A 24,975-nucleotide genomic window follows, 5' to 3' on the forward strand; every position below is an offset into this window, starting at 1 on the left:
TTTCCGGTTGCTTTTGCGCCCGTGCGGCGCGACAAGCGTCTCAACGCCCGCTACACCGTTTCCGAGGTTTCAATCTTGCCGCTTGATGTCATTGCGCTCGTCCTGTTCGGGGCGTTGTTGCACGCGACCTGGAATGCGTTGGTCAAGGCGGGAACGGAAAAGTCGCTCGACGCTGCGATGATCGCGCTCGGGGCCGCAGCCGTCGCCATCCCCTTCCTGCCGTTCATGCCATTGCCCAAACCGGAAGCGTGGCCATACATCCTGGTTTCGGCACTGTTCCAGTTCGCCTATTTCCAGCTCGTCGCCGCATCCTATCGCGCCGGCGACATCGGCCTTGTCTATCCGCTGATGCGCGGAGCGGCGCCGTTGATCGTCGCGATGACCAGTGGGGCGTTGATCGGCGAAAAGCTCACCTTCGGAACGATGATCGGTATCCTAACGATCTCTGCCGGGGTGCTGACGCTCGCCTTCGAGTCGCGCAAGGGCGGCAAGAACGCGATCGTGCTTGCGCTGCTCAATGCCTGCGTCATCGCAAGTTACACCTTTGTCGACGGCATCGGCGCGCGCGTCTCGGGCAATGCGATCTCCTACACGCTGTGGATGGCGCTGCTGCCGCCGGTTCTGCTTTTCACCTGGGCCTTTGCCCGGCGCGGCATCAAGCCGGTCGCCCGCCACGTCTACAAGAACTGGTGGCGGGGCCTCATCGGCGGCGCCGGCTCGATCGGCGCCTATGGCTTGGCGCTCTGGGCGATGACCAAGGCGCCGGTTGCAACCGTCGCGGCACTCCGCGAGACCTCGATCCTCTTTGCCGTGGTGATCTCGGTCGTGTTCCTCAAGGAACCGGTCAGCGTCTGGCGCATCGCAGCGGCCTGCGTCATCGCGCTCGGCGCCCTGCTCCTGAAGCTCGCCTGAGCGTCAGTCTTCCTTCCATTCCGGCATGCGCTTGCCGAGGAATGCGCCGATACCGTCCTCGGCATCGCGCGCGAGCATGTTCTCGACCATGACGCCGACGGCATAGTCGTAGGCCTCTGGCAGGTCCATCTCCGCCTGGCGATAGAAGGCCTCCTTGCCGATCTTCAGCGCCTGCGGCGACTTCGAGGCAATGACTGCTGCGTATTTGTCGACCACCTGGCGCAGGTACTGCTGCGGTACGATGCGGTTGACGAGACCGAAATCCTTGGCGGTCGAAGCGTCGATGGTCTCGCCGGTGAGCAGCATTTCCATCGCCTGCTTGCGATGTGCCGCACGCGTGAGCGCGACCATCGGCGTCGAGCAGAAGAGGCCGATATTGACACCGGGCGTGCAGAAGGTGGAGCTGTCAGTGCAGATCGCGAGGTCACAGCTTGCGACGAGCTGGCAGCCAGCTGCCGTAGCCAAACCATCGATCTCGGCGATGACGGCCTGCGGCAGCCGGGTGATTTTCAGCATGAGATCGCCGCAGAGGCGGATCGTCCGTTCGAAGAAGGCCCTGCCCCGGTCGTCGTCTTCGCGGTGCGCAGTCATTTCTTTCAGATCGTGACCGGCGGAAAACAGCTTGCCCGTGGCGGCGAGCACGACGACCCTGATGTCCTTGGCGGTGGCGACCGCATCGAACTCGGCGTGCAGCGCCTCCATCATGGCGATCGACAGCACGTTGGCCGGCGGGTTGTTGAGCGTCAGCCGCAAGACGGGCCCTGACTGTTCACGCAGCAGCAGGCCGTTCGGCTCTTCCTTCTTGAACGACACGACGTCGGCCATCTTCTTCTCCTGAAACTTGAATTTGGTTGGTGGTACGCCGGCCACGCGTGCCGTGCAAGCCGACAGCACACCCCGGTGACGCATTCCGCCTACGACCATTTTCCGCCTTGCGTCCGGCCACCAGCCGGTTTCAGGTGACGGACAGACATGTTGAAGGATAGAATGCATGACCATCGAGCCGATCATGACCGTCGACGACCTCAACCGATTTCTCGACACGGATTTCCCGCAGGTCCATACCGACGGCAAGGTCTTCCATGTCACGGCTGTTGGACCCGGCTTTGCCACCATGCGGCTCGATCCGAACGAACGGCATATCCGGCCAGGCGGCACGGTTTCCGGCCCTACGCTTTTCGCGCTCGCGGACGTCTCGGCCTATGTCGCATTGATCGCCCATATCGGACCGGTTGCGCTTGCCGTCACCACCAATCTCAACATCAACTTCCTGCGCAAGCCCGAGCCGGAACCGCTCGAATGCACCTGCCGCATCCTCAAACTCGGCAAGCGGCTCGCCGTTCTCGACGCGTCGATCGTCAAGGTTGGCGACGACGACCTCGTTGCGCATGCCACAGCGACCTATTCGATTCCGCCGCGATAATTTGTGGTATCAAAATACCATACATATAACATATTGTTTTTGCTTATCTTTATTTCCATGTCGCAGATTTCGCGTTCTTGACGCTTGTTTCGCACTTGCGTATAAGCTGCCGCAGATCGCGGTCCTCTGAGGGCCGCTTTCTCTTTTGCCCGGGAAACTGGACAAAACCAAGCAACAAGAAACGCCCAGCGGTTCGCCGCTCGGGTCCAAAGAAAGATTTTGATATGGCAACCTTCATTCAGAAGCCTGCAGAGGTGGAGAAGAAGTGGATCATCATCGACGCCGAAGGCCTCGTTGTTGGTCGCCTCGCTTCCCTCATCGCAAACCGCCTGCGCGGCAAGCACAAAGCTACCTTCACCCCGCATGTTGACGACGGCGACAACGTCATCGTCATCAACGCCGAGAAGGCAGTTCTGACGGGCAAGAAGTACACCGACAAGAAGTACTACTGGCACACCGGCTACCCCGGCGGCATCAAGGAGCGCACCGCGCGCCAGATCATCGAAGGCCGCTTTCCGGAGCGCGTCATCGAGAAGGCCGTCGAGCGCATGGTTCCGCGCGGTCCGCTTGGCCGTCGCCAGATGAAGAACCTGCGCGTATACGCAGGCGCCAACCACCCGCATGAAGCACAGCAGCCGGCCGTCCTCGACGTCGCCAAGCTGAACAGCAAGAACACAAGGAGCGCCTGATAATGGCTGACCTTTCCGCTCTCAAGGAAATCGCCACGACCGCGGAACCGGCTGCTCCGGTTCACGTCAAGAAGGTCGACGCCCAGGGTCGCTCCTACGCGACCGGCAAGCGTAAGGACGCTGTCGCCCGCGTATGGGTCAAGCCGGGCACCGGCAAGATCACCATCAACGGCAAGCCCTACGCGGCTTACTTCGCCCGTCCGGTTCTGCAGATGATCCTGCAGCAGCCGATCGTCGCTGCTGCCCGTGACGGCCAATTCGACATCGACGCGACCGTTGCTGGCGGTGGTCTTTCCGGCCAGGCCGGTGCCGTTCGTCACGGCATCTCCAAGGCACTCACCTACTTCGAACCGGGCCTGCGCTCGGTCCTGAAGCGCGGTGGCTTCCTCACCCGCGACAGCCGCGTGGTCGAGCGTAAGAAGTACGGCCGTGCGAAGGCACGTCGTTCGTTCCAGTTCTCGAAGCGTTAATCGCTTCAACTGCGACACTTGGAAAGGCGGGGCTTTGCTCCGCCTTTTTTTGTTATCATCCGCCGCAACGTCGACCCCTCGAGGCACAGCATGACAAGCTCCCCCGTCGCCAAGACCCCAGCGCCGCCCTATTACATCGTCACGTTCGCCTCGCGGCGCACGGCAGGCGACCACGGCTACGACAACATGGGAGACGAAATGGAGCGACTTGCGCGCGAGCAGCCGGGTTTTCTCGGTCTCGAAAGCGTGCGCGGCGCCGACGGCTTCGGCCTAACCAATTCCTACTGGGCGGATGAGGAGAGCATCGCGGCCTGGAAAAACAATGTCCGCCACCTGACGGCCCAGCGCCTCGGCCGCGAGCGCTGGTACGAGGATTATCAGGTTCGTGTGGGCAAGATCGAGCGCCAATACGGTTTCGAACGCCCCTAGTTCTGCGGCTGCGCACGGTCGCCGCCACAAGCGGGCTAAATCGGCAACTCCGTCGTCGACTTGAGTTCGCGCAGGACGAAGCTCGACACCACGGTGCGCACATGGGGATTGCGCATCAGATAGCGCGTCATGAAGGTATCGTAGCTTTCGACGTCATTGGCGCGGATCTTCAGCATGTAGTCGAATGTGCCGGATAGAGCGTAGCACTCCATGATCTCCGGCCGGTCGCGCACGACGGCGGAAAAGGCGGCAATCGCCTCGTCGTGATGATCTTCGAGCGTCACATGGGCGATGATACAGAGTTTCAAGTCGAGCTTTGCCGGATCGAGCAGCGCCACGCGCTTGCGAATGACGCCATCCGTCTCCAGTTCCTGCAGCCGCCGCCAGGCCGAGCTTTGCGACATGCCGGCTTTCTCCGCGAGATCGGCGAGCGACTGGCCGCTATCGGCCTGAATGAGCCGCAGCAGCTTTCGCACAGGCTGAAGACTTTCTTTCACATCGGACGGCATTTCGAATTTTCCTCCCGCGATCAGGCGTCAACGTGGCAACTGTGGAACAAATACTCGCTCCATCCGCGATACAATTGCAACAGGAGAGTTCATCTGACGAATGAGGAGACGTCATGACGAAGGAAAGCAGCTACACGGCCAAACTGCCGGAACCGGACGGCACCTATCACTATACCCCGGAAGAAGATGCGATCTGGGGCGAGCTGTACCAGCGGCAGATGAAACTTCTGGCCGACAAGGCGTGCGACGAATACCTCGAGGGCGCCAAGACGCTCGATCTCGGCCCTGACCACGTGCCGCAGTTGAAGGACGTGAACCGCCGCCTTGCCGAAACCACCGGCTTCGGTGTCGAAGGTGTTCCCGCCCTCATTCCGCCGTCCCGCTTCTACGAACTGCTGTCCCAAGGCAAGTTTCCGCTGGCGACCTTCATTCGCCGCCGCGAGCATATCGATTACATCGAAGAACCCGACATCTTCCACGAGGTCTTCGGTCACTGCCCGCTACTGACCAACCAGAGCTACGCCAACTTCGTCCGTCGCTTCGGCGAAAAGGCGGTTTCGCTAGGCAAGGGCTATTCCTGGCACATGTTCCGGATCTTCTGGTTCACCGTCGAGTTCGGGCTGATCAACACGTCGAAGGGCCGCCGCTGCTATGGCGCCGGCATCGTGTCTTCGCCTAACGAGACACGGAATGCGATGGGAACTCCAGGCGTCGAGTTCCGCCCGTTCGACCTGATGACTGTGCTGCGTACACCCTATCGCATCGATATCGTCCAGCCGATCTATTACGTGATCGACAGTTTCGCCCAGCTGGAAACGATCATCGAAGAGGATATCGCCGCGCGCATCACCGAAGCCAAGGCGCTTGGCGACTTCGCCCCGACCTACGAAGCCAAGGCCTCGTAATCGCCGAAGAAACGGCCGGCAGGGCCTTGCCTTGCCGGCAACGATTGTCCAACCTTCCGCCACCACAGGTTTGAGCGGGATGCGCGCAGAGGATGCGCGCTTTCCGGCTCCGAGGCAGAGGCGGGATATGGCGAACAGGACGATCGATCATGCGCTGACGGCGCGCTCACTCACATCGGCGGCGTCCGATCCGACCCATGCCGGGATTCTCTCCTTCATGCGCCGCAAATATTCGAAGCAGTTGAAGGGTGTCGATGCCGTCGTCTGGGGCATTCCCTTCGACGCCGCCACTTCGAACCGCCCCGGCGCGCGCTTCGGGCCGCAGGCGATCCGCCGCGCCTCGGCAATCTTCGACAACGATCCGCAGTACCCGTTCGACCGCGATCTCTTCGCGGAGATGGCGACGGTCGACTATGGCGACTGCCTGCTCGACTACGGCAATCATTCGAAGACGCCGGCAACGATCGAACGCGAAGCGACTAAGATCATCAGGAGCGGCGCCTATCTGCAGACGCTCGGCGGCGACCACTTCGTCACCTACCCGATCCTGAAGGCGCAGGCGGCTCTGCACGGCCCCCTCGCCCTCGTCCAGTTCGACGCCCACCAGGATACCTGGCCGGATGAACGCGGTCGCATCGACCACGGCTCCTTTGTCGGCCGTGCGGCGCGCGAGGGCCTGATCGATACAGATGCCTCGATCCAGATCGGCATCCGCACGCACGCGCCCGAGGATTGCGGCATCCGCATTCTCTATGGCTACGACGTCGAAGAGATGAGCGCTGCCGAGATCGCCGAGACGATCATAAGGCAGGTTGGCGAACGCAAGGCCTATCTGACCTTTGATATTGACTGCCTCGACCCGGCCTATGCGCCCGGCACCGGCACCCCGGTCGCCGGCGGCCCGTCGAGCGCCAAGATCCTTTCGGTGCTGCGCAAGCTCGGGGCGCTGACGGTGGTCGGCAGCGACGTCGTCGAAGTGGCGCCAGCCTACGACCATGCCGACGTCACCGCAATCGCCGGTGCGACGGTCGCGATGTATATGTTGGGCCTGCATGCGGAGAAGCTTGCCGAGCGTGCGCCGCTTCGCTGAGCGCTGCCGTTGCGATGAATGGCCGCTGCTTATATAGGAACAGGTGGGTTTGGCGGCGTTCCGCCGGCCCGTTGAGAAATTGATTCAATTCTATGCCAGAATGATTCCGGAACGGCTTCTAACTGTCTGGCAGAACGGGAAAATCATGAAACCGAAGATCTTCATCGATGGCGAACACGGCACCACGGGCCTGCAGATCCGCACGCGCATGGCCGGCCGTAGCGATCTCGAACTGCTTTCCATTCCGGAAGCGGAACGACGCAATGCCGCGATGCGAGAAGATCTTCTGAACGAAGCAGACATCGCCATCCTCTGCCTGCCGGACGACGCCTCGCGCGAGGCGGTTTCGATGGTCTCGGGCAACAACAAGGTCCGCATCATCGACACCTCGACCGCGCATCGCATTGCGCCCGACTGGGCCTATGGCTTTGCCGAAATGGACAAGGCGCAGCCGGAGAAGATCCGCAGCGCCCGTTGCGTCGCCAATCCCGGTTGCTATCCGACCGGCGCGATCGGCGTGATCCGGCCGCTGCGCCAGGCCGGCATCCTGCCGGACGGCTATCCGGTGACGGTCAACGCGGTCTCCGGCTACACGGGCGGCGGCAAGCAGATGATCGCGCAGATGGAAGACGCGACCAATGCGGATCACATCAGCGCACCGCACTTCCTCTACGGCCTGACGCTCAAGCACAAGCATGTGCCCGAGATGAAGATGCACGGGCTGCTCGACCGCGCACCGGTCTTTGCGCCCTCGGTCGGCAAGTTCGCACAGGGCATGATCGTCCAGGTGCCGCTCTATCTCGAAGACCTCGCCGCCGGCACGACGCTGGAGACGATCCATGCTGCAATCGTCGCGCATTATGCCGGCCAGTCGATCGTCGAGGTCGTGCCGCTCCAGGAGAGTGAAAAGCTCGGCCGCATCGACGCCACCGAGCTTGCCGGCAAGGACACGATGAAGCTTTTCGTCTTCGGCACCCCTGGCGGCAACCATGTGAACCTCGTCGCCCTGCTCGACAATCTCGGCAAGGGCGCTTCGGGCGCGGCGGTCCAGAACATGGACCTGATGCTGTCGGCCTGATCGGCACTGAGCTCAAAACAAAAGACCCCGGCGAGCCGCTCGCCGGGGTCTTTCTTTTTCCGGAGCTCGTCCGGCGTCAGTCGCGCAGTTCGATCGCCGTCGGCCGCGGGTACTCGCCGTAGAAACCGCGCCAGTGGGCGATGGCAAAGCCAAGCACCACAAGCGCGCCACCCTGGTGCGCCACGCCCCAGCCGACCGGCACCTGCAGCACCAGCGTGGTAATCCCGATCACCGCCTGCACCGAGACGAGCAGGAACAGGAGCACGGCGCGGCGCGCATGGGTGGTTTCGGGTGCGGCCCGCAGCGAGGCAATCATGTGCATCAGTGCGAAGGCAAAGAGCACATAGGCGCCAATGCGGTGGACGAACTGGACCGTCTTCGGGTTCTCGAACAGGTTGATCCACCAGGGCTGCTGCAGGAACAGGTCCTGCGGGATGATCGCGCCATCCATCAGCGGCCAGGTGTTGTAGCTGAAGCCGGCATCGAGACCGGCGACGAGCGCGCCGAGATAGATCTGGAACAGACTGAAGATGGCGATGATCGCCGCCATCTTGCGCGAACGGTCGGTGGGCGCCGTGTCATTCGAATGCGCGCTCAGCCCGCGGAAGATCCACATACAGGCGGCAAAGATCAGACAGGCGATGACGAGATGCGTCGCAAGCCGGTACTGGCTGACCTCGGTGCGCTCCACGAGGCCCGATGAAACCATCCACCACCCGATGAACCCCTGGAAACCGCCAAGCGCAAGGATACCGAGCAGCGGCATGCGCAGCTTGCGCTCGACCTTTCCGGTGAACCAGAAATAGGCAAGCGGCAACGCGAAGATCAGGCCGATGGTGCGGGCAAGCAGACGGTGCGCCCATTCCCACCAGAAAATCGTCTTGAACTCGTCGACCGTCATGCTGCTGTTCATCTGCTGATACTGCGGAATGCGCTGGTAGAGCTGGAATTCCTCTTCCCACTCGGCGACCGTCAGCGGCGGGATCACGCCATGGATCGGCTTCCACTCGGTGATGGAGAGGCCCGATTCGGTAAGCCGCGTCGCGCCGCCGACGAGCACCAGGGCAAAGAGGGTGAACAGCACGACTGCCAGCCAGCCGCGGATCTGCCGGCGGTTGCGGTCGGTCCTGCCGATCTCGTTTCGAAGCATTTGTTCAGTCGCCATTTCGACGCCGGCCATCATGTTCCCTCTGGTGTCGTAGGGTTGTCGGCGGTGCAACCGGACGGATCAACGGTCGCACCTCAGGAAAGCCGTTGATTTGCACCAGAGCGGCATGCAAAACAAGGCCGAAACCTTTGCGGCATGCGGTCGCGGCCGCTCCGCGCGCATTTGCCCATGTGAAAGATATGAAATGCCCGTACGCCTCAGAAAGCTGATCGGCACGATCCTGATCATCATCCTCGTCGTCGTCTATGCGCTGGCCGCCGTCACCTTCGCCTCGCTGCTGCTCGGCGCTGCCCCCTGGTACGTGCATCTGGCCTACTTCTTCTTCACCGGCCTGCTCTGGATATTGCCCGCCATGCTGATCATCAAATGGATGGAAAAGCCCGCCAAGGATCGTTGATCCTCAATCCGGTAGCCATTCGGGGGGACGCCCATGCGACTTGCAGTTATCGCTGACATCCACGGCAACGATCTTGCGCTCGAAGCGGTACTCGCCGACATCGATGCGCAAGGGATCACCGATATCGTCAATCTTGGCGACCATCTGAGCGGCCCCCTCAATGCCGCACGCACGGCCGACATCCTCATCAAACGGGCGATCCTTTCGATCCGCGGCAATCACGATCGCTATCTCCTGACGATCGATCCGCATGAAATGGGGCTGTCCGATCGCGCAGCCTATGATCAATTGCAGCCGCAGCACCGCGAATGGCTGGCCACCCTACCCGTCGCGCACGTCCACAAGGAAACGTTCTTTCTGTGCCATGCGACGCCGACGGATGACGAGACCTACTGGCTGGAGGCCTTGACGGCCGTCGGCACCGTCCACATGGCGCAGCATTCGGCCATAGAAGCGAAAGCAGCCGGCGTCGACTATCCGGTTATCCTGTGCGGCCACACCCATATCCAGCGCGCCGTGCGGCTTTCCGACGGCCGCCTCGTCGTCAATCCCGGCAGCGTCGGCTGCCCCGGGTATGACGACGACCAACCGGTGCCGCACAAGGTCGAAGCGGGCTCCCCGGACGCCCGCTACGCGATCATCGAGAAATCGGCCTCGGGGTGGCACGTCACCTTCCGCAATGTCCCCTATGACTGGATGGCAATGTCCCAGCTTGCGGCCAGCCGCAACCGCATGGAATGGGCAAAGGCGTTGGCCACCGGCTTTCTCGATTGAAATTTGCGCGCGCTTCACATTCCTCGCTTCACGCTTTGCTAACCGCGTTCGCCGGTTATTCCCAATCGGCTTCATAAGTATTCCCGAATTAAAGCGATCGTAGCGGGCTTGAGGTTCAATCTCTCCGCAACAAGGACCGGACGGCACCTGCGATGACGAACTCGGAACTCACCATGGACGGCTCCGGCGACCGCCGCGCGCACGCGTCCTTGCGTGCAGATCCGACCGATGCCGCCGGCCGCTTCGAAATCTCGCTTCACCGCAATATGGAGGCGCTCGAAACCGAGTGGCGCGTGCTCGACGGTCTTCCTGAGAACTCGCTGCATCATGCCTATCAATGGTGCAGCGCCTGGGCTGCGACCCATGTCAGCGACCTGGCCCTTCTGCGCGTTACCTTCGATGGCGAACTCCTGCTCGTCCTGCCGCTGGAAGTGGCGCGCGGACGCTTGTTTCGAACGGCAAAGCTGATCGGAACCGAGCATAGCAACCTCAACACCGGGCTCTTTGCCCCCAACGCCGCGGCGATCATCAGCACGCCCGCGCTTGCCGACGCGCTTGCCCGCGCCATCTGTGGCGCGCTGCGCGGCCTTGCCGACATCGTCATGCTCGATCGTCTACCGAGCGACTGGCGCGGTGCCCCCAGCCCCTTCTCCCTGCTTTCGAACGTTGCCAATCCCAACCCGTCGTTTCAGCTTCCCCTTCTCGGCGGCATTCAGCCGACACTGGCCCAGCTCAACGCCAAGCGGCGGCGCAAGAAGATGCGCATTTCCGAGCGACGGCTGGCTGAAATGGGCGGCTACGACTATGTGGTCGCGCGTACGGGTGACGAGGCCCACGCGCTGCTTGATACCTTCTTTCGGCAGAAGGCGACGCGTTTTGCTGCGCTCGGCCTTCCCGATGTCTTCCAGGACAAGGAAACGCAGGCGTTTTTCCATGCGCTCGCCGCCCGTATGGGCGACGACGTTCAACTCATGGAACTCAATGCCATCCGCCTGCGGGGCGAAAACGACGGCCGCATCGTCGCCGTCGCCGGACTTTCCCGCAAGGCAGATCACGTGATCTGCCAGTTCGGGTCGATCGACGAAGCTTTGGCCGGCGATGCCAGCCCGGGTGAATTGCTGTTTTACCGCATGATCGAGCGCCTATCGGGGGAAGGCGTGCGCCTGTTCGATTTCGGCGTCGGCGACCAGCCCTACAAACGCTCCTGGTGCACGATCGAGACACCGCTGCGCGACATCGTGTTGCCGGTGACGTTCGCCGGCCGGCTCGCAGGCCTGCGGCATCACCTCGTCGTGAGGGCAAAAAGGGCGATCAAGGCGAACCGGGCCGTTTATGCCCGCATCCAGCGCACGCGACGGCACAGGCAAGACAAGACCTTCGACAGCAGCGCCGACTGATAACCGAGATAAGAGGACGGGGCCCCGGCGCGTTGTCGCCGGTGGCCGGCGACACCATTATGCCGCGTCGCGGTCCGGGTATTCGGGGTCCGATTGTACCTGGCCGGTCATCAGCACGATGTCGCGATAGCCCGCTGCGCCGAATCCGGTCAGCACCTCGACGATCCGCTCATCGCTCACCGACGGCGCCGACAGGATGATTTCCGCGCCATCGCGGCCAGCGATCTTCTCAACAGCCATTTCATCGGCAGGGCCGCATTCGAGCAGGACGAGATCATAGGCGTTGGTCAAGGCGTCGATGATCATCTTCAGCCGGTCGATGCCGCGCATCGCCTGACGCGGATCGGCATCGCCCTGAGGAATGATGTGCGCGTCGGAAAAACGGTCGGCGTGGATCGTGTCCGTGAAGGGCACCTCCCCCGCCAGCAGGTTGGTGATACCAGGAAGCTGTTGCGAGCGCGCCATCAGGCGTGTCGGGCAGGCAGAACCCGTCAGGTCGATCAATACGACCTTCAGCTCCTCTTCGGCCAGCAACCGGGCGAGCATCACGGTGGCGGTAGAACCCTCGTCTCCGCCGGGCGAAACCGAAATCGCAACGCGCACGTTGGTGGCGCGCAGATGCTCGGCGACGGCCTCGATCGAGAAATCCGCCTCGGCTGCCTCTTCCTCCATGTCCGGTGCAAGCGACACGTCCATAGCAGGCAGCAAGTCGACGGCGTCATCTGCGGCGGGCGCAATTGCAGGCGAAGCCTGAGCCATCTCGACCGGCGGCAAATCGGCGACGCTTGCGGCCAGCGCCGGACGCGGGTGGACCGGTGCCCGTTCGCCCGTAGCCGCGACCGGCCGCAAGGCTCGTCCGCTGAAAAGCTCGCCGAGCATGATGCCAATGCAGGTCAGGAGGAACGTGGCAAGCGCTGCGACGACCGTGATCGGCAGCACTTTCGGGAAACTCGCGCCGGTCGGAACCACGGCACTCGAAATGACCCGTGCATCGGCCGGCGTCGCATTCTCCACCGTGCGCGATGTCGCTTCGCGGTAGCGCGCGAGATAGGTCTCCAGCAATTGCCGCTGCGCCGTTGCCTCGCGCTCGAGCGCGCGCAGCCCCACCTCTTCTTCGCCCGCCCGAGCCGACTGCGCCTTCAGCGCATTCAGCTGCTGGGTCAACTGCTGTTCGCGCAGTTCACCGACCTTCGCCTCGTTTTCAAGGCTCGTCAGGATCTTGCGGGTCTCGGAGCTGATCTGGCCGCGGATGCCTTCGAGCTGCGACTTCAGCGCCTTCAGGCGCGGATGACCGTCGAGCAGGGTCGTCGAAAGATCGGCGACCTGCGCCTGGAGATTGGCCTCGGTTTCCTTCAGCCGCTGGATCATCTGTGAACCGACGACGTCGGCGATGGTGTCCGGCGCGCGGCCGCTCGCAAGCGCCGAACGCACGCCGGCGGCACGCGCCTCCGCATTGGCACGCTCGCCGCGCACCCGGGTCAGCTCCGTCGAGATGTCCGTGAGCTGCCGCGTCGCGAAGTTGGTGGTTTCGCCGGTTGGCAGCAGGTCCGACGAGGCGCGATAGGCCGCCACCTTCGCCTCGGCGTCGCGCACCTTCTCGCGCAGATTGGCGATCTCCGGTTCGAGCCAGCGTGTCGCCTCGGAATTGGTGTCGAGTTTCGCACCGCTCTGGAGCGCCAGGAAGACCTTCGCCATCTCATTGGGCACGGCAGCCGCAAGCTGGCGGTCCTTCGAGGTGAAGCCAATCGCAATCACCCGCGACTTCTCCACCTGGTAGACCTGGAGCTTGTCGGAGAATTCCTTGAGCACCCTCTCCTCGGGCGGCATCTCCAGCGGGTTCTTCTTCAGCCCGAGCATGACGAGAAGATCCGAAAGCGCCGAGGGTGCCGACGACGGGTCGAATTCCTTGAGCTCATAGAGCTTCATGTTGCGGGCGACCTGCTTGATGAGATCGGCCGACTTGAGCACCTGTACCTGGCTGAGGATGCCGGATTCATCGAAGACGCGGTCGGCGCCCGCCTGGGAAGCCTGGTTGGGGCCGCTGAACTCCGGCTCGCGCGATTCGATGAGTACACGGGTTTCGCTCTGGTAATCCGGCGCGATCATCTTTGCTGCGCCGAAGGCAAGCGCCGCCACAGCGACGGTGGCGAGCAAAACCTTGACGCGCCGATCCCAGACGGCGCGAAACAGGCCGCCGAGGTCGATATCCACATCCTGTTGTGCGCTGCCGCTTCCCGACATGCTAGTCGCTCCGAACCTTCAAATCTCGCCGGACCGTAAAGGAACATGGTAACGCAAGGGTTAATGCGATCAACCTGCGGATGATAAAGACGGGGCGGTATCGCCAGGTCTCCGCGAAAATTCTACCGCGAGTTTACCTGCTATTAACCCTAACGGACCGATAACGTCACAAAAGCTGGTCGTTTCCGGAGCCTATGAACCGCATGTCCACCGCAGCTATCAAGACGGGTCTCGCGATCACGGCGGCAGCGCTGTCGATGTTGCTCGGCGGCTGCACGAGCTACCAGCCCGCACCCAAGGCCTTCAGTGAAGCCACGATCCAGCCCTATCGGCTCGACAGCGGCGACCGCCTGCGCATCAACGTCTTCGAACAGGCCGGTCTCAGCGGCACTTACACGGTCGATCAGGCCGGCTACGTCGCCTTCCCCCTGATCGGCACCGTCGCCTCGCGCGGCAGGACGCTACCCGAACTGGAGGGCATGATCGCCGCCAAGCTGAAGCAGGGCTATCTGCGCGATCCAGACGTCACGATCGAGGTCGATCGCTACCGTTCCGTCTTCATCATGGGCGAAGTCGGCCAGGCTGGCCAATACGCCTATGTGCCCGGCATGACCGTGCAGAACGCGATCGCTGTCGCCGGAGGCTTCTCTCCGCGCGCCAATCAGTCGAACGCCGACATCACGCGCAAGATCAATGGCCGCATCATCACCGGCCGGGTTCCGATCACCGACGCGGTTCTTGCCGGCGACACGATCTATGTTCGCGAACGCCTGTTCTGATCTCGATGCAACAAGAGCGGCCTTTGCGCATCATCCACTGCTTCAGGTCGCCTGTCGGCGGGATATTCCGCCACGTGCGCGACCTGGCCGAGGCGCATGCCAAGGCGGGCCATGAGGTCGGGATCCTCTGCGACAGCACGACAGGTGGCAGGCACGAGGATCGGTTGTTCGACGAAATCCGCCCCTATCTGGCGCTCGGCCTGATACGGATGCCGATCCATCGCTCGGTCGGGCCGTCGGATTTTGCCGCGTTGTGGCGCGGCTATAAGGAAATCAGAAGTTTGCGACCGGATGTGTTGCATGGGCACGGCGCCAAAGGCGGCGTCATTGCCCGGCTCATCGGTTCAGCCTTGCGGGTCAACAGGTATCGCGTAGCCCGCCTCTATTCGCCGCATGGCGGCAGCCTGCACTACCGTCCAGGCTCTATGACAGGCCGGCTGGTCTTCCCGGCGGAACGGATCCAGCAGCGGATTACCGACGCCCTCGTCTTCGTCTGCGATTTCGAGCGGCAGACCTATTTCGCAAAGGTCGGCGCGCCGCGTGAGCGCAACGAACTGATCTACAACGGCATCGACGACCGGGAGTTCGAGACCGTCCCGCCTGGGCCGGATGCGGTCGACTTTCTCTATATCGGCATGATGCGGGACCTGAAGGGTCCCGATCTGTTTGTGGAAGCTTTCGCCCAGACCGAAAGGCTTGTCGGCAGGCCGCTGTCGGCGCTTATGATCGGTGACGGCCCGCAGCAGCAGGAATACAGCGATCTGGTGCTGCAGCAGGGCCTCGCCCGCCGCATCCGCATGCAGCCGGCGATGAAGACGCGCGAGGCCTTCGCGCTGACGCGCAACATCGTCGTTCCCTCGCGCGCCGAGTCCATGCCCTATATCGTGCTCGAGGCGCTTGCCGCGCGGAAGCCGGTCATCGCCAGCCGTGTCGGCGGCATCCCGGAAATTCTCGGACGCGACAGCACCGCACTTGCCGAACCCGCCAATGCCCGGTCGCTCGCCGACATCATGGCCCGCGCAATCACCGAGAAGGACTGGGCGGCACGTGTGATGCCCGATCCGAGCACGTTCAAGTCGCAATTTGCAGCTTCGGTAATGTCGGCGGATATGCTAAGCCTCTATCGGGAATTGTGCCGTTACCAGCCGCCCGCCGATAGCGTGTTGCCCACAACGTAAGCGTTTCTTAGTGGCTTTCTGCTATCCCGGCTGAGGGACTTCAGCGCCGGAAGACAGCCATGAACAAGTTTGACCGCCCGGGTTCGTTCGATCCCGAAGCGCTTCGCAAGAAGATTTCGGAAATCCGCGCCCGCGCGCCCGGCGAAATGCCGGGCGAAACAACGACCACGGATCTCAATCCGCTGGCGCGGCAGATCGCCGAGCAGTTCAGCGCCGATACCTATTCGCCTGCGATGATCATGGGGCTGATGCGCCTGTTCGAATTCAGCGCGCTCTTTACGATCGGCTATGCCATCAACGCGCTCTATGTCCAGCCGGGCTTCGAACAACTGCCGCTGTACCTGGCAATTCTCGTCGGTGGTTCCGCATTGGCGGTCGCCGCCATGCAGATCGCCGACACCTATCAGATCCCGGCGCTGCGCGCCTGGCTGCGGGTGATGCCGCGCATCCTCGCCTCCTGGGCCATCGCGTTTGGCGGCATCGCCATCGCGCTGTTCTTTCTGAAATCCGGCCACCAGTATTCGCGCGTCTGGTTCGGCGGCTGGTTCATCGGCGGCGCAATCTTTCTGATCGCCGAGCGCGCCTTCATCGCCTATTCCATCCGCCATTGGGCCCGAAACGGCACGATGGAACGCCGCGCGGTCGTCGTCGGCGGCGGCCAGCCGGCCAAGGACCTGATCCGCACGCTCGAGGACCAGCCCGACAACGACATCCGCATCTGCGGTATTTTCGACGACCGCGACGAGCGCCGCTCGCCCAATGTGATCGCTGGCTACCCGAAGCTCGGGACGGTCGACGAACTGGTGGAATTCGCCCGCCTGGCGCGCATCGACATGCTGATCATCTCGCTGCCGCTGACGGCGGAGAAGCGCATTCTCCAGCTTCTGAAGAAGCTCTGGATCCTGCCGGTCGACATCCGGCTCGCCGCCCACGCCAACAACCTGCGGTTCCGCCCGCGCAGCTACTCCCATGTCGGCGATGTCCCCATGCTCGACATCTTCGACAAGCCGATCGCCGATTGGGACTCGGTCGCCAAGCGCGGCTTCGACATCTTCTTCAGCCTGGTCGCCCTCGTACTTCTGTGGCCGATCATGCTCGGCGCGGCGATCGCCGTCAAAGCGACGTCCCCGGGCCCGATCATCTTCAAGCAGAAGCGGCACGGCTTCAACAACGAGACCATCGAGGTCTACAAGTTCCGCTCGATGTATACGCATATGAGCGACCCGACGGCCCGCAACGCCGTGACCAAGCGCGACCCGCGCGTCACCCCCGTCGGCCGTTTCATCCGCAAGTCCTCGATCGACGAACTGCCGCAGATCTTCAACGTGCTGAAGGGCGAGCTGTCGCTCGTTGGGCCGCGGCCGCACGCCGTGCTCGCCCAGACCCAGAACCGGACCTACTCCGACGTCGTCGAAGGCTATTTCGCCCGCCACCGCGTCAAGCCCGGCGTCACCGGCTGGGCGCAGATCAACGGCTGGCGCGGCGAGATCGACAATGACGACAAGATCCGCCTGCGCACCGCCTTCGACCTGCACTACATCGAAAACTGGTCGTTGCTCTTCGATCTCAAGATCCTGTTCCTGACGCCGTTCCGGCTTCTCAATACCGAGAACGCCTATTGAGCACCGTCGATTCAGGTCGGCTCCCGATCGTTCGCCCCCAGCTCGCGGCGCTCTCGCTGCTTGGCTCCGGGCTCGTCGCCTTTGCCGTGTTTCTCTCCGGTTTCGTCATTTTCGAGCCGGCGCCCTATGAGCTGTTCCTGGTCGCACTCATCGGCCTTTGGGCGCTCGTGGGCCTCAAGATCTCGCGCAGCGTCGCCCCGCTGCTGACGCTTCTGACCCTGTTCATGGTCGGCGGCATCCTGTCCCTGACGGTCATGACCGACCTGACGAAGGGGCCGATGTACATGGCGGTCTCCGGCTTCCTCGCGCTCTCCTCGGTCTTCTTCGCAGCCATCATCGAGGACCGCCACGAACGCCTGCGGCTGATCTTCAATGCCTGGACGGCGGCGGCCATCATCACCGCCCTGCTCGGCATCCTCGGCTATTTCGGCGCCGTGCCGGGCGCGGAAAGCTTCACGCTCTATGGCCGCGCCAAGGGCGCGTTCCAGGATCCGAACGTCTTTGGCCCGTTCCTCTCGGTGCCGGCCATGTACCTCATCCACGGCATCCTCACGCAGCCCATCCAGAAAGCCCCCCCGAAGATCGCCGCGCTGATGGTGCTGGCGCTTGGCGTCTTTCTTTCGTTCTCCCGCGCAGCCTGGGCCCTCAACCTCTTCTGTGTCGTCGCCTTCGTCTTCGTCATGCTGCTCAAGGAGCGAAACGGCCTCTTCCGCCTGCGGATTCTGGTGTTGGCTCTCGTCGGCGGGATCATGATCGTCGGCGCCCTCCTCGTCGCGCTGCAGTCCGAGCAGGTCGCAACACTCTTTTCCAGCCGCTCGCAGCTGGTGCAGGATTATGACGGCGGCCACCTCGGCCGCTTCGATCGCCATCGCCTCGGCTTCCTGATGTCGATGGAAAAGCCGCTCGGCATCGGCCCGATGGTCTTCAGCACGATCTTCCCGGAGGATGAGCACAACGTCTGGCTGAAGTCGCTGACGTCCTACGGCTGGCTCGGCTTTGTCAGTTACGTGACGCTGATCGTCTGGACGCTCTCGCTCGGCTTTCGCTTTCTGCTGCTCAACCGCCCTTGGCAGACCTATCTGATGATCGCCTGGGTCGCCGTTCTCGGCCATGTCGGGGTCGGCAATGTCATCGACACGGACCATTGGCGCCACTTCTATCTGCTCATCGGAATCATCTGGGGATGCGCCGCCCTTGAATATCGCCATCGCCGGCAGGCGCGCGCCGGCCGGAGCTCCTGACCATGGAACATGTGGTTCCGCGCCGGTCGCCGGCCCCTCCCCTCAAGCTCCTGCAGGTGCTGGAGCCGAGTGGCGGCGGCTCGGGCCGGCACTTTCTCGATCTGTGCCGCGGCATGCACAAGCGCGGGCATCACGTCGAGGCCGTCTATTCGCCGGTGCGCGCCGAGGAAGGTTTCGTTCGTGAACTGAAGGCAATCGGCCTGCCGGCCGTACACGCCGTCAACATGAAGCGCGCACCCGGACCGTCTGACTTCGGCCGCTTTCTCGAACTCCGGCGCATCATGCGGGCCAGCAGTTTCGACATCATCCATGGCCACAGTTCCAAGGCCGGTGCGCTGACACGCCTGCGGCTGCCTGGCTCTCATGTTCCGCGGATCTACACGCCCCACGCTTTTCGCACGCTGGACCCGACGCTCGGCCGTGGTGGACGGCTCATCTACGGCACGATCGAATGGGCGCTGGCCCGTTTCTTTACCGATCACCTGATCTGCGTCTCCGACGACGAGTTCCACCATGCGCTCTCGCTGCATATGCCCGAGAAGCGCGTGTCGGTGATCGTCAACGGCGTGGCACCGCCCTCATGCGAAATGGCGCAGACGCTGCGCGCCAGCTTCGGTATCGCGCCCGATGCCTTCGTCTTCGGCTTCGTTGGACGACTTTCCGCACAGAAGGCGCCGGAACGGCTGATCGCAGCGTTCAAGAGTGTCGCCGCTTCCGTCAGAAACAGCCACCTGGTCATGGTCGGCAGTGGCGAGCTCGAAGGTGACCTTCGCAAGGCGATCGCCGCAAGCGGACTGCAGAACCGCATGCATTTGACCTCCGCCTTCACCGGCCCGCAAGCCGTTCCCGCCTTCGACCTCCTGGTGATGCCAAGCCGCTACGAGGCCATGTCCTATGTGATGCTCGAAGGGGCCGCCGCCGGCAAGGCGATCATCGCAACCGACATCGGTGGCGCACGCACGGTGATCGAGGACGATCGGAACGGTTATATCCTGCCCAATAGCGACGACACGTCCGCGCTCACCAAGACCATGATCCAGGCGGCGGAGCCCGAAACCTTCAAGGCCCTGTCGGCTAGCGCCGAAAACCTGAAGGACCGCTTTACGCTCGCCGTCATGCTCGATCGCACAGAGGCCCTCTACCAGAAGGCGGCCTCAAAGCGGCAGACGGTCGACCTGCTCCAGTCAACCAGGTAGCGCAGAAAGAACGGCGTGATTGCCGCTCTGTATTCTCGGGAAACAGAAAAAGAGGCCCTGCTGAAGGACCTCTTTTGCTGCGGTCGCAGGAACGCTTAAGGCGTCGACCCTTCTGCGCCCGAACCGCCACCGGTATCGGGATTTGAACTCGGCGCCCCGGTATCACCGTTGGCGTTTGCGGTGCCGGTATCAGGGTTGGAGCTCGGAGCACCGGTGTCCGGGTTGGAACTCGCTGTACCCGTATCGCCCGGCGAGCCGGTGGGCTGGCCCGGAACGAGGATGACGGCGTCGTCTGCACGGGCAGTGCCGGACGCCGAGATGAGCGGCATTGCCGTCAGGGCCGAAAGCCCGAGCAACGACGCGGCAAAAATCTTCGAAAACGTCTTCATTACATTTCCTCCCTTGGCAGACAGACGCCCGCCATGAGGCCATTCCATCACTTTCGCGAGGACGGCGATCGACCCCAGCCGCGTGGACCATCGCACCGGAACGAGGCATTTTAGCGATTTCCGATGGGCGATAAATTTTGTCAGGCGCAAGCGACAAAACCGCATCCGATCTCGGAGCAGACACGGTGGGCCAAAGCGAAACAAATCAGCAGGCGTTTGAGATTTTTGCCGGGGCAATGGGTGCCCGAATGCGCGATTTTACGCGTGGAACTGCTGGCTACCGCCAGCCGCCAATTGCGGTAGCGCTGCTGTATGACTGAAATCAAAGAGGAAAATGGTCGGAGCGGCGGGATTCGAACCCACGACCCCTTGACCCCCAGTCAAGTGCGCTACCGGGCTGCGCTACGCTCCGAACCGAGGAAACCCCTATATAACCAACGCTTAGAGCGCAAGCGGGAAAATGCGGCCTGGATCGAAAAAGGAACAAACGGCGTGGAAAAGTATGCTTGGGAACTGAAAGTCCGACGGGACTTCCGCAAACTCACAGCATGGCGTCGCACCTGTGAAGCGACTGCGGACATAGAAAGCTCCCGCCATTCGCGCGCCACTGGGTGTCTGCAATTTCCGATGCTGCTTGACGAGGAAATCACCGACCGCCCGTCCGTCTACCGAACCTTCACCAAAACGAGATCCCGTCGCTCGAAACTTGCTGCCTAACGCAACGTTAGCTTGCCATCATGGATGATTTGAGGGACAGTTTGATACTGGCCCTTGAGGCCTGGAGCGTCTCCCCTTCTAGGAGAAAACCATGCCTCTTAAGTCCCTTATGGCCCTCACCGCGCTTGCGCTTCTCACGCTCTCCGGCTGTGCAACCTCCGGTTCGACCAACACGACCTATGCGCAGTGGACCGGCCCCTACCCGGAGCCTGACGTCTCCGCGGCGAGCCCCGGCGGCTTCCGAATCTCCTACTGACGCTTTTCAATCCTTGCTGGGATAATCGCGCGGGCGCCCTGCGGACGGGCGCGCATATGCCCCCCGTCGGCGGGCACCCCGCCGACGGCACCATCTTGGCAATCGTGTAAAAGGTGTCTGTGGAGGCAACCGCATTCGGCAGACGTTCGGCCGTGCGGAACCGGTCTTGATAATCGCCTGAAAGGCTTTCTCAGCGCACCTGGTCGAGAAGCCGCTTGCATTCCAGGAGGTCGTAGAGCGCCTCCTGAAGCAGAGCGCGATCTTCCTTGCCCACTGACGAGGATTTTCCGAGCGAGATCTCCGGCACGTCGTCGCTGCTGCCGCCGAAGGAGAAGAAGCGGCGGCTCGCCGGCGCCTTGGCACGGCCGACGATCTGATCCTCCTCGGAAAGACCAGCCTTCGGCGGTGCCGGCTCCTCGTTGCTGGAGGCTGCCAGCGCCTCGACGGTCGCGAGATCGCCGCTTGCAATCGCCGCGACGAACTTGTTGCCGTTGGTCTTCAGGAGCTTCTGCACGCCCTTGATCGTATAGCCGTGATCATAGAGCAGATGCCGGATACCCTTCAGAAGGTCGACATCCTCCGGCCGGTAGTACCGCCGGCCGCCGCCGCGCTTCATCGGCTTGATCTGCTGGAAGCGGGTTTCCCAGAAACGCAGGACATGCTGCGGCAGATCGAGATCGTCAGCGACCTCGCTGATGGTGCGAAAAGCGTCCGGGCTCTTTTCCATATCGTTCCCAATCCATGCCGTGCGACTCAGGCTCGAAAGCCGTAGTGAAGCCGATACCGCGCCAATGATGGCACGAATCGGCTCCATTTCAACGGCTTATGGATGGGTTTTCAACCACATTTGTGGCTGTCGTCAGGCGTTCACGAAACGGGAGATACCGGTTTCTGCTTGGCCCTGCGGCCCAGATGCGCCTTCAGGACGCGCTGCTTCAAGACATTCGACGCCTTGAAGGTCATCACGCGCCGGGGCGAAATCGGCACTTCCTCGCCGGTTTTCGGGTTTCGCCCGATGCGCTCGTTCTTGTCGCGGACCTGGAAGGTCGCGAAAGAGGACAGCTTCACACTCTCGCCACGCACGATTGCGTTGCATATTTCGTCAATGACGGTTTCCACCAATTCGGCAGACTCTGTCCTCGACAGACCCACCTTGCGAAAAACCGACTCAGCCAAGTCCGCCCGTGTTACTGTTTTTCCGCTCATCTTCCCCCACCAACGTCTGGTACGCCGATCAGCGTCCGAAGACTATTGCCCTTGCCTTTTGCGGTCAAGCGTCTGTTGCTTAAGCAATTTCTTTACCAGCGGAGAAGCACGGAGCCCCAGGTGAAGCCGCCGCCCATGGCCTCGAGCAGGACGAGGTCGCCCTTCTTGATCCGGCCGTCGCCCGCCGCCGCATTCAACGCCAGCGGAATGGAGGCTGCGGAGGTGTTGCCATGGAGATCGACCGTGACCACAACCTTATCGAGAGGGATGCCGAGCTTCTTGGCGGAGCCGTCGATGATGCGCCGGTTGGCCTGGTGCGGCACCAGCCAATCCAGATCTTCGGCCGTCGTCCCGGTCGCCTCGAAGGCAGCCTCGATCACATCGGTGATCATGCCGACCGCGTGCTTGAAGACTTCGCGGCCTTCCATCTTCAGATGGCCGACCGTCCCAGTGGTCGAAGGGCCGCCATCCACATAGAGCTTGTCGCGATGTGCGCCGTCGGAGCGAAGCTTCGCCGTCAGCACGCCCCGGTCGGCAATGGTGCCCTCGCCTTCCTGGGCTTCCAGGATGATGGCGCCGGCGCCGTCACCGAAGAGCACGCAGGTCGTGCGGTCGTTCCAGTCGAGGATACGCGAGAAGGTCTCCGAGCCGATCACCAGCACGCGCTTAGCAAGCCCACCGCGGATATAGGCATCCGCCGTGGTAACCGCGTAGACGAAGCCCGAGCAGACCGCCTGCATGTCGAAGGCCGCGCCATGGCGCATACCGAGGCGGTCCTGGATGTTGACAGCTGTTGCCGGAAACGTGTTGTCGGGAGTGGAGGTCGCCAGGATGATCAGGTCGATATCATCAGGGGTAAGCCCAGCATTGGCGAGCGCAGCACGCGCGGCACCTTCGCCGAGCGAAGCTGTGGTTTCGCCCTCGCCGGCGATGTAGCGCTGCCGGATGCCGGTGCGCTGCACGATCCACTCATCGGACGTATCGACCTTGGATTCCAGCTCCTGATTGGTGACCACGCGCTTCGGCAAAGCTGCGCCGAAACCGCGAACGACGGAACGGATCATCTATTCAAACCTCATCATTCATGCCGGCGGAAAGGGCCTTGGGCGGTTCGCCGCCATGGTACTTCGCCAGATCGAGCTCGATCTTCGACTTCAGGCCATTCTTCACCATGTCGTAGCCGACATCGATCGCGGCTGCAAAACCCTCGGCATCTGCACCACCATGGCTCTTGATCACGACGCCATTGAGGCCGAGGAACACGCCGCCATTGACCTTCCTCGGGTCCATCTTCTCCCGCAGGCGGTCGAATGCGCCCTTGGCCAGGATGTAGCCGATCTTGGCAAGAAGCGTGCGCGACATCGCCGCGCGCAGATATTCGGCGATCTGGCGCGCGGTGCCTTCGGCGGCCTTGAGTGCGATGTTGCCGGAAAAACCTTCCGTGACGACGACGTCGACGGTCCCGCGACCGATGTCGTCACCCTCGACGAAGCCGTAATAGTCGAAGCCGTCGATGTTGGCCTCACGGATCAGGCGGCCGGCTTCCTTGACCTCTTCCTGTCCCTTGATTTCCTCGACGCCGACATTCAGCAGCCCGACCATCGGCCGCTCGATCTCGAACAGCGCCCGTGCCATGGCGCCGCCCATCAGCGCGAAATCCATCAATTGCTGCGCGTCCGCGCCGATCGTCGCGCCGACATCGAGCACGATGCTCTCGCCTTTCAGCGTCGGCCAGATGGCGGCGATCGCCGGCCGTTGAATTCCCTGCATGGTGCGCAGACAGAAGACCGACATGGCCATCAGCGCGCCGGTATTGCCGGCGGAAACGACGACATCTGCCTCGCCGGCATTGATCGCGTCGATCGCTTTCCACATGCTTGACTTGCCGCGGCCGCGGCGAAGCGCCTGGCTCGGCTTCTCGTCCATGGCGACTGCAATCTCGCAGTCGTAAAAGGTGCTGTTGGCCTTCAGCTTCGGATGTTTTTCAAGGAGGCCCGCGCACTGCGCTTCGATGCCGAACAAAACGAACTTGATGTCCGGATGACGTTCAAGCGCCCTTGCGGCGCCGGGGATGACGACTTCAGGACCATAGTCGCCCCCCATCACGTCAAGTGAAATTCTGACCACGCGTGTCTTATCCTTCATTTCTGCCACACAACACGTGCCGCCGCGGCGTACTCAACGGAAACGCATTGACGAAACATATTGCTTCTGACGCTTGAGCCAAGCACGCGGCAGATCGCTTTAGCGGCTCTTCTGGCCGGTTTGGGGCCAAAATACTGCTTTTCCTTTGCGTGACAACCGAATTGTAGATGACGCTTTCGCGACCTCAGTCCTTTTTCCAGTCCTTCAGGACCGCAAAGGGGTTCGGCTTCTTGTCATCGGCAGATGTGCTCTCGATGCGCTCGCCGAACGTCACGCCGGGCTTACGGGGATAAGGCTCGATCGCGAGTGCAACCTGCTCGCTGACGACGACGCCGGCGTCGATGGTGTCGCCGATAAAGGTATCGGGAATATCGGGGCCGTCAGGGTCGAGAATCATCTCGCCACCGTCATTGCTCGCCTGGCGGGCAAGCCGCGAGCCCTCGGGCACGAAGATCGCTTCGACCGGTTCGTCGATATCGGCTTCGACCGGCTCAAGAGTGACGACACAGCTCTGCACGACGCGGGCCCTGACGTCGCCCTTGATCTTCACGCCATCCTTCTTCCAGCGCGCGATCTGCAGGTCGGCTTCGAGCGACAGAACCTCGTTGATGTTCCAAAGCGCGGCAAGCGCCTTGCGCTCGCGCTCGTTGGCGGAGAGATGCACGCTGACCGCGTTCGCCGAAATGTGCCCGACTTTCACCGGATAAGAAAAGGCCGCCTGACTTTCGTCTTTCATGATTGGATCCTTCCTCGCGCGGGCTACC

The 24,975-nt window shown here is 62.4% G+C and carries 27 protein-coding genes and 1 tRNA gene; 17 read left to right on the forward strand and 11 right to left on the reverse strand.

All coding sequences use genetic code 11. From position 1 onward, the window contains the following. The first annotated feature begins 75 nt into the window (after positions 1-75). Complete coding sequence (locus ASD01_RS28860; protein WP_034804240.1) at positions 76-912, forward strand: DMT family transporter; 837 nt, start codon at positions 76-78, stop codon at positions 910-912. Positions 913-915: 3 nt separating this feature from the next. Here the strand turns inward: ASD01_RS28860 and ASD01_RS28865 are convergent, their stop codons facing one another. Further along, complete coding sequence (locus ASD01_RS28865; protein ID WP_034803661.1) at positions 916-1,737, reverse strand: enoyl-CoA hydratase; 822 nt, start codon at positions 1,735-1,737, stop codon at positions 916-918. 166 nt (positions 1,738-1,903) lie between these two features. Here ASD01_RS28865 and ASD01_RS28870 point away from each other — a divergent pair, with 166 nt between their 5' ends. The 4 genes from ASD01_RS28870 (at position 1,904) to ASD01_RS28885 (ending at position 3,923) form a co-directional block, all read left to right on the forward strand. Next, entirely contained in the window at positions 1,904-2,335 is a 432-nt protein-coding gene (locus tag ASD01_RS28870) for a PaaI family thioesterase (protein ID WP_034803663.1), read from the forward strand. A 224-nt stretch (positions 2,336-2,559) separates the two neighbouring features. Beyond that, positions 2,560-3,024: a 50S ribosomal protein L13 gene (rplM, locus tag ASD01_RS28875; protein WP_034803665.1), complete on the forward strand. Its 465-nt coding sequence runs from the start codon at positions 2,560-2,562 to the stop codon at positions 3,022-3,024. Positions 3,025-3,026: 2 nt separating this feature from the next. Beyond that, positions 3,027-3,494, forward strand: a complete 468-nt coding sequence (gene rpsI / locus ASD01_RS28880) for a 30S ribosomal protein S9 (protein WP_034803667.1) — start codon at positions 3,027-3,029, stop codon at positions 3,492-3,494. Between the two features lie 90 nt (positions 3,495-3,584). Next, positions 3,585-3,923 (forward strand): antibiotic biosynthesis monooxygenase family protein, encoded by a 339-nt coding sequence (locus ASD01_RS28885; RefSeq protein WP_034803669.1) that lies wholly within the window; start codon positions 3,585-3,587, stop codon positions 3,921-3,923. 35 nt (positions 3,924-3,958) lie between these two features. Here the strand turns inward: ASD01_RS28885 and ASD01_RS28890 are convergent, their stop codons facing one another. After that, positions 3,959-4,432: an Lrp/AsnC family transcriptional regulator gene (locus ASD01_RS28890; RefSeq protein ID WP_060644831.1), complete on the reverse strand. Its 474-nt coding sequence runs from the start codon at positions 4,430-4,432 to the stop codon at positions 3,959-3,961. A 113-nt stretch (positions 4,433-4,545) separates the two neighbouring features. Here ASD01_RS28890 and ASD01_RS28895 point away from each other — a divergent pair, with 113 nt between their 5' ends. The 3 genes from ASD01_RS28895 to argC all read left to right on the forward strand — a co-directional run bounded on the left by ASD01_RS28895 (position 4,546) and on the right by argC (position 7,505). Further along, on the forward strand, positions 4,546-5,337 hold the full coding sequence (locus tag ASD01_RS28895) for a phenylalanine 4-monooxygenase (protein WP_034803671.1): 792 nt from the start codon (positions 4,546-4,548) through the stop codon (positions 5,335-5,337). 127 nt (positions 5,338-5,464) lie between these two features. Beyond that, positions 5,465-6,427, forward strand: coding sequence for an agmatinase (gene speB, locus ASD01_RS28900; protein WP_034803674.1), 963 nt, complete (start codon positions 5,465-5,467; stop codon positions 6,425-6,427). Positions 6,428-6,572: 145 nt separating this feature from the next. Beyond that, entirely contained in the window at positions 6,573-7,505 is a 933-nt protein-coding gene (gene argC / locus ASD01_RS28905; protein WP_034803677.1) for an N-acetyl-gamma-glutamyl-phosphate reductase, read from the forward strand. Positions 7,506-7,581: 76 nt separating this feature from the next. Here the strand turns inward: argC and ASD01_RS28910 are convergent, their stop codons facing one another. Beyond that, positions 7,582-8,685: a COX15/CtaA family protein gene (locus tag ASD01_RS28910; RefSeq protein ID WP_034803680.1), complete on the reverse strand. Its 1,104-nt coding sequence runs from the start codon at positions 8,683-8,685 to the stop codon at positions 7,582-7,584. Positions 8,686-8,857: 172 nt separating this feature from the next. On the opposite strand from ASD01_RS28910, the gene ASD01_RS28915 reads away from it, so the two are divergent. The 3 genes from ASD01_RS28915 (at position 8,858) to ASD01_RS28925 (ending at position 11,241) form a co-directional block, all read left to right on the forward strand. Beyond that, entirely contained in the window at positions 8,858-9,070 is a 213-nt protein-coding gene (locus ASD01_RS28915) for a DUF2842 domain-containing protein (RefSeq protein ID WP_034804246.1), read from the forward strand. Positions 9,071-9,103: 33 nt separating this feature from the next. Further along, on the forward strand, positions 9,104-9,844 hold the full coding sequence (locus tag ASD01_RS28920; RefSeq protein ID WP_034803683.1) for a metallophosphoesterase family protein: 741 nt from the start codon (positions 9,104-9,106) through the stop codon (positions 9,842-9,844). A 152-nt stretch (positions 9,845-9,996) separates the two neighbouring features. Continuing rightward, positions 9,997-11,241, forward strand: coding sequence for a GNAT family N-acetyltransferase (locus ASD01_RS28925; protein WP_034803686.1), 1,245 nt, complete (start codon positions 9,997-9,999; stop codon positions 11,239-11,241). 57 nt (positions 11,242-11,298) lie between these two features. On the opposite strand, the gene ASD01_RS28930 is transcribed toward ASD01_RS28925, so the two are convergent. After that, a complete protein-coding gene (locus ASD01_RS28930) occupies positions 11,299-13,482 on the reverse strand; it encodes a GumC family protein (protein ID WP_034803689.1) in 2,184 nt (727 codons plus the stop codon). Positions 13,483-13,685: 203 nt separating this feature from the next. Between ASD01_RS28930 and ASD01_RS28935 the strand changes: the two genes are divergently transcribed. From ASD01_RS28935 to ASD01_RS28955, 5 genes are read left to right on the forward strand one after another with little or no spacing between them, the layout of a single operon-like run. Beyond that, entirely contained in the window at positions 13,686-14,261 is a 576-nt protein-coding gene (locus ASD01_RS28935; protein WP_034804249.1) for a polysaccharide biosynthesis/export family protein, read from the forward strand. Between the two features lie 5 nt (positions 14,262-14,266). Next, entirely contained in the window at positions 14,267-15,439 is a 1,173-nt protein-coding gene (locus tag ASD01_RS28940) for a glycosyltransferase family 4 protein (RefSeq protein WP_034803691.1), read from the forward strand. A 59-nt stretch (positions 15,440-15,498) separates the two neighbouring features. Then, positions 15,499-17,061, forward strand: a complete 1,563-nt coding sequence (locus ASD01_RS28945; RefSeq protein ID WP_034803694.1) for an undecaprenyl-phosphate glucose phosphotransferase — start codon at positions 15,499-15,501, stop codon at positions 17,059-17,061. Beyond that, complete coding sequence (locus ASD01_RS28950) at positions 17,058-18,302, forward strand: O-antigen ligase family protein (protein WP_034803711.1); 1,245 nt, start codon at positions 17,058-17,060, stop codon at positions 18,300-18,302. Before ASD01_RS28945 ends, ASD01_RS28950 begins: the two co-directional genes overlap by 4 nt. A gap of 2 nt (positions 18,303-18,304) precedes the next feature. Continuing rightward, positions 18,305-19,498, forward strand: coding sequence for a glycosyltransferase (locus tag ASD01_RS28955; protein ID WP_060644832.1), 1,194 nt, complete (start codon positions 18,305-18,307; stop codon positions 19,496-19,498). Positions 19,499-19,593: 95 nt separating this feature from the next. Here the strand turns inward: ASD01_RS28955 and ASD01_RS28960 are convergent, their stop codons facing one another. Both ASD01_RS28960 and ASD01_RS28965 read right to left on the reverse strand, forming a co-directional pair. Next, complete coding sequence (locus tag ASD01_RS28960; RefSeq protein WP_034803714.1) at positions 19,594-19,887, reverse strand: hypothetical protein; 294 nt, start codon at positions 19,885-19,887, stop codon at positions 19,594-19,596. 335 nt (positions 19,888-20,222) lie between these two features. Further along, a tRNA-Pro gene (locus ASD01_RS28965) sits at positions 20,223-20,299 on the reverse strand. 396 nt (positions 20,300-20,695) lie between these two features. On the opposite strand from ASD01_RS28965, the gene ASD01_RS36285 reads away from it, so the two are divergent. Next, positions 20,696-20,860, forward strand: a complete 165-nt coding sequence (locus ASD01_RS36285; RefSeq protein ID WP_089043959.1) for a hypothetical protein — start codon at positions 20,696-20,698, stop codon at positions 20,858-20,860. A 190-nt stretch (positions 20,861-21,050) separates the two neighbouring features. Here the strand turns inward: ASD01_RS36285 and ASD01_RS28970 are convergent, their stop codons facing one another. The 5 genes from ASD01_RS28970 to ASD01_RS28990 all read right to left on the reverse strand — a co-directional run bounded on the left by ASD01_RS28970 (position 21,051) and on the right by ASD01_RS28990 (position 24,947). Next, positions 21,051-21,587, reverse strand: coding sequence for a MerR family transcriptional regulator (locus tag ASD01_RS28970; RefSeq protein ID WP_034803717.1), 537 nt, complete (start codon positions 21,585-21,587; stop codon positions 21,051-21,053). A 140-nt stretch (positions 21,588-21,727) separates the two neighbouring features. Next, positions 21,728-22,066: an integration host factor subunit alpha gene (locus tag ASD01_RS28975; protein WP_034803721.1), complete on the reverse strand. Its 339-nt coding sequence runs from the start codon at positions 22,064-22,066 to the stop codon at positions 21,728-21,730. A gap of 92 nt (positions 22,067-22,158) precedes the next feature. Continuing rightward, positions 22,159-23,130: a beta-ketoacyl-ACP synthase III gene (locus ASD01_RS28980; RefSeq protein WP_034803724.1), complete on the reverse strand. Its 972-nt coding sequence runs from the start codon at positions 23,128-23,130 to the stop codon at positions 22,159-22,161. A gap of 4 nt (positions 23,131-23,134) precedes the next feature. Then, entirely contained in the window at positions 23,135-24,193 is a 1,059-nt protein-coding gene (gene plsX, locus ASD01_RS28985) for a phosphate acyltransferase PlsX (RefSeq protein WP_034804255.1), read from the reverse strand. A 202-nt stretch (positions 24,194-24,395) separates the two neighbouring features. Then, entirely contained in the window at positions 24,396-24,947 is a 552-nt protein-coding gene (locus ASD01_RS28990; RefSeq protein WP_034803727.1) for a YceD family protein, read from the reverse strand. Positions 24,948-24,975 lie beyond the last annotated feature (28 nt).

The sequence above is a fragment of the Ensifer sp. Root423 genome, assembly GCF_001426275.1.
Lineage (GTDB): Bacteria > Pseudomonadota > Alphaproteobacteria > Rhizobiales > Rhizobiaceae > Ensifer > Ensifer adhaerens.